Consider the following 11,861-nt stretch of genomic DNA (forward strand, 5'->3'; position numbering starts at 1 on the left):
TCGAGTCGAATTAGTCGAGTAAACCATCAAAGTCGGAAGCGTCATGACGCTCTAGCAGTTTGGCTCCGTCACCAAACCCTTTATTGACGATGCGTCCGCGCTGAACCGCTGGGCGTGCTTCAATTTGTTTTGCCCAACGCATCACGTTTTTGTAGCTTGCTACGTCCAAAAACTCAGCAGCATCGTACAGATTACCTAATACTAGGTTGCCATACCAAGGCCAAATCGCGATGTCTGCAATCGAGTACTCTTCACCTGCAAAGTATTCATTGTTTGCTAAATGCTGATCAAGTACGTCTAACTCACGCTTTACTTCCATTGAAAAACGATCAATTGGGTACTGCATTTTAGACGGTGCGTAGGCATAAAAATGACCAAAACCGCCACCTAAATAAGGCGCTGAACCCATTTGCCAGAATAGCCAATTACGGCATTCTGTTTTGGCTTTAAAGTCACTCGGCACAAGCGCATCAAACTTTTCCGCCAGATACTGCAAAATAGCACCTGACTCAAATACGCGTGTTGGCGGTGTTGTGCTGTGATCCATTAAAGCGGGGATTTTTGAGTTTGGATTAATCTCTACAAAACCGGAACCGAACTGATCACCCTCACCAATGTTAATCAAATAAGCATCGTATTCGGCGGCGTCGATACCCATTGCCAACAACTCTTCCAGCATGATCGTCACTTTCTGACCATTCGGTGTTGCTAAAGAATGCAACTGAAGTGAGTGCTTGCCTACCGGCAACACCTTTTCATGGGTTGCTCCTGCTGTAGGTCGGTTAGTGCTAGCAAATTTACCACCATTTTCAGACTCCCATTGCCAAACCTTTGGCGGGACGTAATTTGTATCAGAACTCATAAATTCTCCTAAGCGTCTTTTCGCAAACCAAGTAGAAAAGCCTTTGTCACCCAATGGCATACAAATGTTAACTGGCTTATCCGTAGTCTCTATCTATATGGGACCTTGCTTAAGGTTAACAAGGCTGCTGCCAGCAAGGCTTAACCACGCCAACAGTGAACGCTAAAATAATGACACAAAAAATCCTTTGTGCACTAGAGCACAAAGGATGAATAAATGGGGAAGTAAAAGCCTTATTTCTCGACAAAAGCCCGTTCGATAACGTAATCCCCTGGCACACCGATCTTAGGCGATTCGTTAAATCCTCGCTGATCCAATAAAGCGGCGGTGTCTTTAAGCATGTGCGGGCTACCACAAATCATCACACGATCATTTTCTGGGCTCAACGGTGGCAAGCCAATATCGTCAAACAATTTTCCACTGTTGATCAAATCGGTCAAACGCCCTTGGTTACGAAACGGTTCTCGCGTCACGGTTGGGTAGTAGATCAATTTCTCTTTCACTAGATCACCAAAGTATTCGTTATTCGGCAGCTCGTTTTCAATAAAGTCCGCATAAGCCAATTCACTAACGTGACGAACACCATGCACTAGGATGATTTTCTCGTACTCATCGTAGGCTTCAAAATCTTGAATCACACTTAGAAAGGGGGCTAGACCCGTTCCTGTTGATAAAAGATAAAGATGTTTACCCGGATGAAGATCACGTGTTACCAAGGTGCCTGTTGGCTTGCGGCTCACTAAAATGTCATCGCCTGCTTTCAGATGCTGCAAACGAGATGTCAAAGGGCCATCGGCTACTTTGATGCTAAAGAACTCTAAGTGCTCACTGTAATTTGGACTAGCGATACTGTAGGCACGCATCAAAGGTCGAGTATCTGTTTCCAAACCAATCATCACGAATTGACCATTATCAAAACGTAGACTCGGATCTCGTGTCACTTTAAAGCTAAAAAGATTATCGTCCCAATGATGGACGCTCAACACTTGTTCTGTTGCAAATGCACTCATGGTTATCCTGTTTTAAATCTATAAGAGGGTTTAGCTGAGGGTTAAAAAGACGTCAGCATTTCATTGTCGTCTATTTTATAAACGACTATAGTATTTGTTAAGTTGATTATTTAGATATTATCCATCTATAAAATAGATATAGCCCTTATGAAATTCACTTTAAGACAACTCGAAATATTTGTCGCTGTTTCGCGAACGGGTAGCGTATCTAGAGCTGCCGAAAAACTGTTCATGTCTCAATCTGCCACTAGCACGGCATTGGGCGAACTCGAACGTCAATACAACTCGCAATTATTTGATCGAGTAGGAAAATCTCTTAAAATAAATGAGATGGGACGTCGTATATTACCCCTTGCCGTAGAACTTTTGGATCGAGCAGAAGACATTAATAACACGTTAAAAGGACACCAAGGTTATGGCTTGATGAAAGTTGGAGCCACCTTAACCATAGGTAACTATCTTGCGGCGTTATTAATCGCCGAATTCCTTCATTTACATTCAGATAGCCAAATTAAATTAGAAGTACACAACACTAGTACTATTATTCAACAAATCAGTAACTACGAACTCGATATAGGTTTAATAGAAGGCGCTTGCCATCACCCGGACATTGAAGTGGAAAAATGGATGGCTGATGAGCTCGTCGTTTTCTGCTCTCCAGAGAATCCTTTGGCGTCATTAGAACAGGTCACAATGGATGAGCTAATTAAGACGCCTTGGATATTAAGAGAAAAAGGCTCTGGGACACGCGAAACATTTGATCATGCTTTTCATCATTATCACGCTCAACTTAATATTCGCTTAGAGCTGGAACATACCGAAGCCATCAAACGCGCGGTTGAGTCTGGTTTGGGCATTGGTTGTATTTCACGCCTAGCCTTAAAAGACGCCTTTCGACGAGGTAGCCTAGTCCCGATTGAAACACCTAATTTAGATTTACAGCGCTACTTCTACTTCCTTTGGCACAAGAAAAAACACCAAACACCTGGCATGCGAGAGTTTCTCACCTTATGTAGAGAGATAACGGAAGGCATAGAGCGCAGTGATCAAGTAGATTTATCCCGCATCCATAATGACTAGCAAATGTAAGCGTCTCTAAATCAGCTCGTCTACCCATCTGCTTGGACGCACTGACGTTTGCTGGACCGTTGTAACTATTTCAAACAACATGAATAAACTACACATAATAGAAATAGAAACCTAAAAAACGGGTCTTGGCATCATGATAACGTTTTCGGATCTAAGAAATTAAATTCGTTCGCATGTTAATAAAGCGACAGTTTTACTGATCTTTTCGCATAGAAAATGAAGGAAAGATGAAGAAAACGCCGCCAAACTAAAACTGGCACACACCTTGTTACTTATCTTAATCAAGCGATACAGCTTGTTTAATTATTTGAAAAAGTAACTGAGGAGTAAGCACATGAAGAACTTCATTCCCGCACTTGCAACCACTATCGCGTTAGCTTCTTTTAGCACAATAGCCAGCGCAGATGAGACACCAGCCAACACTCACGGATTTTATGTTGGTGGTAATTACGGTTATTTAAAACTAGATGGCGACGATAACTTTGATCAAGACAGTAACCACGATGTGAAACAGGGTGTCATCGGTTATCGCATTAACCAATACCTCGCATTAGAAGGCAGTTATATCGATTTCGGACGCTATGGCAATGACGTCACTAGTGCAAAAACAGACGGCTATACTGCTGCTGTGAAAGGTACCATCCCTGTCGGCAATCGAGTGGAGTTGTTCGCGAAAGCAGGTCAGCTTTGGTATTCAACCGATTATTCCGTTGCCTCATACAATGACAGCTCCAACGATACTGGCGTCTTCGCTGGTGCAGGTGTTGGCTTCAAAGTGACTAATAATTTCCTAGTCAACGCTCAGTACACTTGGTATGACATGGATCTGGACGCGAAAAGCGCGACCGACAGCTCTAGTACCCGTACTAATACGGACTTTAACCAAGCTAGCGTAGGTGCAGAATACCGTTTCTAATCGCTATTTGCTCGACAAGTATTACTTGTCGAGCATCATTAGGCGGTTAAAAAACTAGCCTAATTTTGGCGCATCAAAATCTTCTGGTTCATCTGAATACACGCACACATTCCAATCTTCGATTAAGCCATCGCTCGATTTACATTGGCTTTCAAAAAATGCCACCAATTCGCTACGCTGGTTATGCGCTTCGAACGATGCCATGTCTTTCCAAATTTCATTAAAAACAAGAGGGAAACTGGTTCCAGTGGCCATAGGGCAGGCGATTTGGCGCGTGACGCGATATTGGATACAGCCGTCTTCACGTAGCGCATTGGCTTCAAGTCCCTGTAATAACTTGAACACGGCCTTTTCTTGACCTTTTTTGGGTAAAAACTGCGCAACACAATACACTTTACTAGACATAAATAAGCCCTTTCAAAAAAATGGAAAATCCTTTTTGATCTTATGATAAAAAGTCATTCGACCATAACCAATGGTCAACGTACAAACAAGCTCACTGACAACACTTCCCCATGTTGTTCTCTTTGTGCAGAAAAATGCGAAAGATAATAACGACCTTCCATTTTGGTGACTGTCTAATTACTATCTGACCCTATCATTCCCAAGGTAATACCACTATGAACCCTATTATTGACGCTCAATTAGCCCACAAATCCATTCGTAAGTATCTGAATAAAGACATTGAACCAACGCTATTACATGAACTGATTCATAGTGCACAAGGAGCCGCCTCCTCTAGTTTTATCCAAGCCTATTCATTAGTACAAGTCACCAACAGCGAAAACCGCAAGAAGATCGCCACCTTAGCAGGCGGCCAAAAATGGGTAGAATCCGCGCCTGAGTTTTTAGTGATTTGTGCGGATCTAAGTCGAGTAGAATATGCCTGTGTAGAGCAAGGTCTTGGCGCTCTTGAAGGTTACGCTGAGCACTTTCTAGCGGCTACGGTTGATGCGGCCTTAATGGCACAAAACCTAATGCTAGCAGCGGAATCTGTTGGCCTTGGGGCTGTTTTTATCGGCGGCATTCGTAATGACCCAGCACAAGTCTCTGAGCTGCTTGCCTTACCTGAACAGGTTTATCCTGTCTTTGGACTTTGCCTTGGTTACCCTGATGCCGAGCCGGATGTAAAACCTCGCCTACCAGTAGACGTAATCCTTCATACCGACCGTTACGATGCTTCTCGTTGCGAAGCTGATGTCAAAGCGTATGACAACCAAATGGAGGCGTATTACCAAAGTCGTGGCGACAACCAAAAAGTTAGCAACTGGTCAGAGCAAACGGCCGCAGCCGTACAGAAAAAGAAACGTGAGCACATGCTAGGATTCTTACAAGAACGCGGTTTTCTAAAACGCTAAAAACACTAGAAAATTACCCTTATTCATACCAAAAAGCGCGACTCACCCTGTCGCGCTTTTTTATTACTTGCTTACTAAAGCACCATGTTAAAGCTAGTGATTTAGCCTATTCATTGGAGAAAGCGCATCAATCAACTCATTCGATTCACCCGCCATTGCTTTGACCAACAAATCTGACGTGGTTGGACCAAGAGTAAAGCCTTGATGACCATGCCCAAAATGAAACCATAATCCAGTATGGTTGGGAGCGGCTCCCACCAGCGGTAACATATCCGGCATACAAGGTCGCGTTCCCATCCACTGTGGCTCGTCAACCTTTTTACCTAGGTCCATTATTTCATTTAACGCCTTAGTACCGCGCGCCAACTGGCTAATTTCTATTGGCGAGTCCATTGGCACCAAAGCTGCGCCTGTTGTTACTCGCAAGCCTTTCGTCATTGGTGCAGCCAACACACCATTTTCCACATCAAGAAAAGGACGAATCAGAGAAGCTTGTGTATCAAAATGCCCATGATAACCACGTTTATAAATCATCGGGATTTTGTAACCAAAACGTTTCAGCAATTCAGGTGACCAAGGACCTAAAGCAACCACCACGTTCTCTGCGTGCAAATCACCTTCATTGGTTAAAACCTGCCAGCCTGAAACCGTATGTTTCAGTGTATTTGCGTCACCTGAAACAAACCTTCCGCCACGAGATAAAAATAAGTCACAGTAAGCCTTAGTTAAATCACCCGGAGAATGACAGCTCCAACTCTGGTCAAAATGCACCACACCAGCAGGATCTGCCGTTAAAGCAGGCTCTTCTTGGCGATAGCTTTTACCATCGATAATACGTGAAGTGACACCATACTCACTGTCTAAAAAGGCCGCTTTTTTCGTTGCTTTCTCAAACGCCTCAGGCTCACGATAAAGCATCGCTAAACCATTACGTTCGATAAGATGCTCTGATTTAGAATCGCGAATTAAGTCAGCATGATCTGCTGTAGAACGACCCGTTAATTGAGAGTAAATGTGAGAGATTTTCGCATGTTTCTGAGGGGATGAATGCCGAAAATACGACCAAAGAGCGGGGGCCATTTTCAATGCACCACCTACTCGCCAAGTCACATCATTACTGATTTCTAATGAATACCGAAACAACGTTAATAAATCTCTTGGTAAAGCGTAAGGTTCTGCCGCCTCAACCTGAATAATACCAGCATTACCATAACTGGTTTCACAGCCTGCATCAGTCCGATCTATTATCGTCACTGTGTGCCCTTCTGCCTGCAGCGCCAAAGCGCTACTTACACCGACCATTCCCGCACCAAGAACAAGAAAATCTGCCATATCGCGACCTCGATATTATTCCAGCGTATTTAAATCATTGTATTTTTACTATCGTTATACATTCCTACATCACGCTATAGACTTCAACCTGAAATTCCTATTTCCATCCGACAATATTGGTGATTTGGTGCATTCGTAGCGTTTTAACCATGTCCATTACGACCCATGCTGTTGAGCAAGCACCCGTAAGCGGCTTTTGAATTCAGAACGATCAACATAACAACCATGTAAATGACGGCGACCGCTGGTGTCTTCAAATTTGTTACGCCCGTGCAGCACGCGTCGGTTATCAAACACCACCATTTGGCCCGCTTGTAATTTGAGCTCGATTTTAAAGCGCTCATCACGAAAACGTGCCATCAGGTTACGATAAGCAAGGTAATAATCACGCATAATGTCACTGGGTAAGTCAAAAACTGCGGCGATATGTGCGTTGTATTTCACTTCAACAATATTGCCGAAATCATCGACGTTGATCACGCTATGGTGTTGGCGAATATCCTGCTCTTGATCATGGTAACGAAAAGGAATGACTTGCTCGGACAATAACGTAAAGTGATCGGGGCACTGTTCACGCAACTCTTCAGCCACTCGTAAGCCATCAACAAACGTGGACTCTCCGCCTTCGCATTCATTGGCTAGGCAATGTAAAAACTGGTAACCCGGTGGGGTTTCCTGATTGGGCAAATCCGTGTGAAGTGGTAAGGAAATCGAGGTGTAAGCCAAATTAATGGGAGACTCAACAGATACTACATCAAACGTGGTGCCAAAATTTGTCTGACGCAAATAATCTATACGAGTTGCCAACGACACAGTCGATTCAGTGGTGTCTGGCATGCCTTCAATAATGGTTAAGCCAAGCTTATCTAGCGCCACCATCCACTGATACAGCGCCTTATCATCACTAATCACGGCGTCATAATGGGCTCGTGGAATGCTCTGAAGAAAGGACGAATCCCAGCTTTGATAACCACTAATATGGCGTACTTGATCCACACGAGAATAGTCATGTTCATGGAGCCACGACCATAAAAAAGCGCTTTTATGCCCGCCTTCTGACCAGATAATATCCAGACTCATCTCACCAATCTGAACACTCAACGGATGAATGTCTTCACTCACACTCAACAAGTCAAAATCTCGCTCTTGTGTATCAGAATGAAACGCAGAAGAGCAATTGTCTCTTAGCCAAATATAGTGATAAAGAGACTCTGAGCCATCATCCCACGTAACCGTTAAGCTGTGTTCTTCCTGTTGAACTGACGCTATTCGTCTATTGGTAAGCCGGCTATTTGAATGGCTAATATTGGCGATCATGGAGCGCTCCTGAGGGCAAAAAATTCATCGACTCAAATCATAGGACCATGCTAGATCTATTGTATTTTTTATTCAAACAACATATTTTGACAAAGTTGATAAGCAATTGTGATGGATCAGTATGAAAACAGACCTTCCTCCCATGAACTGGGTCAAAACCTTTGAAGTGGCTGCTCGCCTGCTGAATTTTAGTGCGGCGGCGCGTGAACTCAACATGACACAATCCGCTGTTAGCCAGCAGATTAAGCTACTCGAGCATCATTTAGGCGATCCCTTGTTTATTCGAAAACACAGAAAAGTCAGCCTCACGAATAGTGGGCTCGCGTATCTTCCTGTGGTACAAGGCGTGTTGAATAATGTGCAGCGCAAAACGGCAGATATTTTTTCTCCCATTGGAAAAGGCCGCTTAGTATTGAATGTGAATTACGCTTTTTCGTCGCTCTGGCTAACCCATCACCTTTATAAGTTTTGCGCACGTTATCCGGGGATTAGGCTGCAATTAATGCACTCGAATTGGGAAAGCGATTTTTCTGAAAGCAGCTACGACTTGTCTATCATGAATGGCAATGGTCGCTGGCCCGGACTGAACTTAGAGGCTCTGCTGCAAGCCAATGTGCAGGCCTTTTGCTCGCCTAACCTTGCCAAACATATCGACTCGCCTAATGACCTCCTTTCATTACCACTCATTGAAGTCATGGGCAGTAGCCACTCTTGGTCTCAATGGTTTGAAAAAGTAGGCATCGACATGGACGATAGCAAGGTCGTGTGCCACAAGGTAGACACCCTAACCGCCGCAACCCAAATGGTAACATCCGGACTTGGCGTGATGCTCGCTTACCCAGATTTCTTTATCGGAGAAGAGTTTGAAGACACATTATGCTCTCCTTTCAAGGTTCAGTTGCCCACAGAAGACAATTACTTCCTTGCCTTTCCTGAAGGCAAACCGCTGTCTAAATCCGCCACGGTTTTTCGCGACTGGCTGCTTGAAGAACTAAGAATCGTCGCTATCAATGTCTCCTAACACTCTGTAATGAAAAGGCTATTTATCTTTGGTTTCTTCCAATGCGCTGCTGTCGATAAAGCCTTTTTCTACCAATTGCGTGAGCAGAACTTTGGTTTGTTCTCGAAATAAGTCTCTAAGGAGGCGCACTGTCGGTGTAATTGACTGGCGGCTAGAACAAATTAACCAAAGCTCGCCTTGAGCAACTTTATAATCCTGCATCAATGGCAAAAGACGACCCGTTAGCAGATCATTAGTAATATCTAGCGAGGATTTAATCGCTACACCTTTTCCTGCGATACACCAACGCCTCACTAGATCACCATCGTTTGCAGCACAATACGCTTTAGGTTTCACCTTGTAGCTACGCTCGTTATCAGAGAAGCGCCATGTGTCGTTTAGAATGTCTTGCAGCTGGTAAAACAACCCCTTGTGGCTCAAGAGATCCTTTGGCTGTAATGGCATGTCGTGCTGATCAATATAGTCTGGACTGGCCACCAGCAAGCGCGGCACATTACAAATTTTAAAACCATACAAATTCGAATCCGCAGGCGGCCCATAGCGCAGCGCCATATCCAAGGCATCCCGATAGAAATCGATATTACTGTCGCTGATGTGTGCTCTCAGCGTCACTTGTGGATGCTGCACCATAAAATCGTCAATCCAAGGAATCGCAAGGTTGCGACCTAAATCGGATGAGACAGCAATACGAATCTCACCACTAATAATATCTAGATCGTTATGGATAGTTTGCTTGGCTTGCTCAAGTAACGATAATGCCTCTGCGCATTGTGGCAAATATCGCTCCCCAGCACTCGATAAACGCAAATGCCGTGTCGTCCGCACAAACAATTCCACCCCTAATGACGCTTCAATTCGTTTCACCGCGGCGCTGGCTGTGGCCATTTGCATATCGAGGTGTCGCGCCGCGGCCGTAATGCTACGGAACTCCGCAACGTTCAATACCACTCGGAGATCTTCAAGTTGCATAATTCCGCCTTTCTCATAAAAATGTCATGAAAAGATTATCAAATAAGAATTGATAATAATTCAATAAAAACCATGTTTTTCATTCGATAAAGAAGCGTTACTATAGCGCCATCTTACTTGGTAAACGCCAAGCTATTTCTTTTTAGGGAAGCAAACATGTCAAACCAGATCATTACTGAATTAGAAAAACGTCACACTGTAAAACATTACGATGCCTCTAAACGCATTTCACAAGCGGATTTAGAGACTATTTACGAAGCGATTCGCCTATCTCCGTCTTCTATCAATTCACAACCTTGGAAATTCATTGTGATTGAAAGTGACGAAGCGAAACAACGTTTCCACGATACTTTTGCAAACAAATTCCAGTTCAACCAAAAACACGCTAAAGCCGCGTCACACACTATTCTTTTCGCTCAGAAAAAACAGTACACACGTGATGATTACTCAAAAGTAATCGACGCCGACATCCAAGCAGGCCGCACTAAAGCAGAAAACAAAGAACAAGCTTTTGGCGCTTTCGCTTTCGTTGACATGAACACAGACGATAAAGGCATCAACGCTCCTTGGACAAGAGCACAAACATACATTGCGCTGGGTAGCACAATGACAACGCTAGCTCGCATGGGCATCGACTCCACACCTATGGAAGGCGTTGATCACGAACTTATCAGTGAATTGTTCCCTGAACTTGAAGGCTACCAGTGCGACGTTGCATTAGCGATGGGTTATAACGATCCAGAAAACGACTACAATGCCGCGCTACCAAAATCTCGTCTAGCACTAGCAGACGTTATGACTGTTCTGTAATACTGCCATCAAGTATTGCACTTATTAGCTGAAGCTAGATAGTCAAAAAAAGCAAACCATGAATTTGGTTTGCTTTTTTTATGGGCGTTTTATGACACAAAAAACCGTCTAATCTTGTTCTAGTTCTAGTTCTGGCTATTACTTTCTAAAAGGGCAGAAACTGAATCGGACGGAGAGACAATAAAACTGACCACTTTATTTCGACCGCTTTCTTTGGCTTTATAAAGCAGATCATCCGCTTGTGCTATCAAGTCTCTGGGCTCCAAAAGCCGATTCGGTGTCATCTCCACTAAACCAATGCTGGCGGTCAAATACGGCGCAATAGGCGAGCATTCATTGAGTATTTTTAGCTGACGAATTTCCTCCAGCAACGCCTTGGACAACACCTCAGCCTCCAGCAAGGTCGTATAACTCCAAATAACCGCAAACTCTTCTCCACCATAGCGGGCACAGACATCGCCCGTGCGTCGAGCAAAGTTTTTTAACAATGAACTCACCGCGATTAAACAATCATCCCCACTTTGATGACCATAATTATCGTTGAGCAATTTAAAATGGTCTAGGTCGATCACCGCCAAACTTATCGACTGCTTCAGGGTTAAACATTGCTGCCATTGTTCACTCAAAATCTCATCAAACGCCCGTCGGTTATAAATGTTGGTCAGGCCATCTCGACGCGCCAGCTTTTCCACCGCTTTTTCAGCCAGTTTCCTCTCGGTAACATCCTGATGGGAAATAACAAAAAAGCGCTCTTGTTTAAGCGCAAAAGGAGACACTCGCATGATAAACCAACGCTGTTCGTCAGCACTGTGACAAGGGTATTCTAAATTGAAATACGCCTCTTTTTGATCGATAACACTTTTAATCCCTGCCCCTGCTTGAATCCCAAATTCATCCCCTGCCAATGCAGCGCTATCGCAAACAGCAAGGTAATTCACCTTATTCCAATCAAGCGCGACGGAGCAAGCATTATCATTACCAAACTGAGCCCAACTGCGATTAATAAAACGGATATCTCCACACACATCAATCACCGCAATATTCTCTGCAACCGAGTCTAGAATTAATCTCAAAAAATCATCTGACTCTTCCACGTAAAGCTTCCTTATCCTAAAAAATCGCTCTATTAACCCTTGGTAGATCAACCCAATACGGTGAAAATCAGCCAGTTAAACGG

The 11,861-nt window shown here is 43.9% G+C and carries 12 protein-coding genes; 5 read left to right on the plus strand and 7 right to left on the minus strand.

All coding sequences use genetic code 11. The features are described 5' to 3' along the window. Positions 1-10: 10 nt before the first annotated feature. A complete protein-coding gene (gene yghU, locus V6259_RS07460; protein ID WP_341584047.1) occupies positions 11-862 on the minus strand; it encodes a glutathione-dependent disulfide-bond oxidoreductase in 852 nt (283 codons plus the stop codon). A 233-nt stretch (positions 863-1,095) separates the two neighbouring features. After that, positions 1,096-1,872, minus strand: a complete 777-nt coding sequence (locus tag V6259_RS07465) for a ferredoxin--NADP reductase (RefSeq protein ID WP_133013203.1) — start codon at positions 1,870-1,872, stop codon at positions 1,096-1,098. Positions 1,873-2,019: 147 nt separating this feature from the next. On the opposite strand from V6259_RS07465, the gene V6259_RS07470 reads away from it, so the two are divergent. Beyond that, on the plus strand, positions 2,020-2,952 hold the full coding sequence (locus V6259_RS07470; protein WP_133013204.1) for a LysR family transcriptional regulator: 933 nt from the start codon (positions 2,020-2,022) through the stop codon (positions 2,950-2,952). 343 nt (positions 2,953-3,295) lie between these two features. After that, positions 3,296-3,877 carry a porin family protein gene (locus V6259_RS07475; RefSeq protein ID WP_133013205.1) on the plus strand — a complete coding sequence of 194 codons (582 nt, stop codon included), beginning with the start codon at positions 3,296-3,298 and terminating at the stop codon, positions 3,875-3,877. 54 nt (positions 3,878-3,931) lie between these two features. On the opposite strand, the gene V6259_RS07480 is transcribed toward V6259_RS07475, so the two are convergent. After that, a complete protein-coding gene (locus tag V6259_RS07480; RefSeq protein ID WP_133013206.1) occupies positions 3,932-4,282 on the minus strand; it encodes a putative quinol monooxygenase in 351 nt (116 codons plus the stop codon). Between the two features lie 215 nt (positions 4,283-4,497). On the opposite strand from V6259_RS07480, the gene nfsA reads away from it, so the two are divergent. Next, on the plus strand, positions 4,498-5,235 hold the full coding sequence (gene nfsA / locus V6259_RS07485; protein WP_133013207.1) for an oxygen-insensitive NADPH nitroreductase: 738 nt from the start codon (positions 4,498-4,500) through the stop codon (positions 5,233-5,235). Between the two features lie 93 nt (positions 5,236-5,328). Here nfsA and V6259_RS07490 read toward each other — a convergent pair whose 3' ends face one another. After that, a complete protein-coding gene (locus tag V6259_RS07490; protein WP_341584048.1) occupies positions 5,329-6,567 on the minus strand; it encodes an NAD(P)/FAD-dependent oxidoreductase in 1,239 nt (412 codons plus the stop codon). 156 nt (positions 6,568-6,723) lie between these two features. Next, complete coding sequence (locus tag V6259_RS07495) at positions 6,724-7,884, minus strand: TauD/TfdA family dioxygenase (RefSeq protein ID WP_341584049.1); 1,161 nt, start codon at positions 7,882-7,884, stop codon at positions 6,724-6,726. A gap of 121 nt (positions 7,885-8,005) precedes the next feature. Here V6259_RS07495 and V6259_RS07500 point away from each other — a divergent pair, with 121 nt between their 5' ends. Next, positions 8,006-8,905 (plus strand): LysR substrate-binding domain-containing protein, encoded by a 900-nt coding sequence (locus tag V6259_RS07500; protein WP_341584050.1) that lies wholly within the window; start codon positions 8,006-8,008, stop codon positions 8,903-8,905. Positions 8,906-8,923: 18 nt separating this feature from the next. Here the strand turns inward: V6259_RS07500 and V6259_RS07505 are convergent, their stop codons facing one another. After that, positions 8,924-9,874 carry a LysR family transcriptional regulator gene (locus V6259_RS07505; protein ID WP_133013211.1) on the minus strand — a complete coding sequence of 317 codons (951 nt, stop codon included), beginning with the start codon at positions 9,872-9,874 and terminating at the stop codon, positions 8,924-8,926. A gap of 156 nt (positions 9,875-10,030) precedes the next feature. On the opposite strand from V6259_RS07505, the gene V6259_RS07510 reads away from it, so the two are divergent. Then, the gene (locus tag V6259_RS07510; RefSeq protein ID WP_341584051.1) at positions 10,031-10,684 is read left to right on the plus strand and encodes a nitroreductase family protein; all 654 of its coding nucleotides are present in this window, start codon (positions 10,031-10,033) and stop codon (positions 10,682-10,684) included. A gap of 125 nt (positions 10,685-10,809) precedes the next feature. On the opposite strand, the gene V6259_RS07515 is transcribed toward V6259_RS07510, so the two are convergent. Further along, positions 10,810-11,778 carry a sensor domain-containing diguanylate cyclase gene (locus V6259_RS07515; RefSeq protein ID WP_341584052.1) on the minus strand — a complete coding sequence of 323 codons (969 nt, stop codon included), beginning with the start codon at positions 11,776-11,778 and terminating at the stop codon, positions 10,810-10,812. Between the last annotated feature and the right edge of the window lie 83 nt (positions 11,779-11,861).

Origin of the sequence: Marinomonas sp. TI.3.20 (assembly GCF_038155025.1) — a bacterium.
Lineage (GTDB): Bacteria > Pseudomonadota > Gammaproteobacteria > Pseudomonadales > Marinomonadaceae > Marinomonas > Marinomonas flavescens.

Coding starts and splice junctions, on each gene's coding strand:
- yghU (WP_341584047.1), bottom strand. CDS start 862: ATGAGTTCTGATACAAATTACGTCCCGCCAAAGGTTTGGCAATGGGAG.
- V6259_RS07465 (WP_133013203.1), bottom strand. CDS start 1,872: ATGAGTGCATTTGCAACAGAACAAGTGTTGAGCGTCCATCATTGGGAC.
- V6259_RS07470 (WP_133013204.1), top strand. CDS start 2,020: ATGAAATTCACTTTAAGACAACTCGAAATATTTGTCGCTGTTTCGCGA.
- V6259_RS07475 (WP_133013205.1), top strand. CDS start 3,296: ATGAAGAACTTCATTCCCGCACTTGCAACCACTATCGCGTTAGCTTCT.
- V6259_RS07480 (WP_133013206.1), bottom strand. CDS start 4,282: ATGTCTAGTAAAGTGTATTGTGTTGCGCAGTTTTTACCCAAAAAAGGT.
- nfsA (WP_133013207.1), top strand. CDS start 4,498: ATGAACCCTATTATTGACGCTCAATTAGCCCACAAATCCATTCGTAAG.
- V6259_RS07490 (WP_341584048.1), bottom strand. CDS start 6,567: ATGGCAGATTTTCTTGTTCTTGGTGCGGGAATGGTCGGTGTAAGTAGC.
- V6259_RS07495 (WP_341584049.1), bottom strand. CDS start 7,884: ATGATCGCCAATATTAGCCATTCAAATAGCCGGCTTACCAATAGACGA.
- V6259_RS07500 (WP_341584050.1), top strand. CDS start 8,006: ATGAAAACAGACCTTCCTCCCATGAACTGGGTCAAAACCTTTGAAGTG.
- V6259_RS07505 (WP_133013211.1), bottom strand. CDS start 9,874: ATGCAACTTGAAGATCTCCGAGTGGTATTGAACGTTGCGGAGTTCCGT.
- V6259_RS07510 (WP_341584051.1), top strand. CDS start 10,031: ATGTCAAACCAGATCATTACTGAATTAGAAAAACGTCACACTGTAAAA.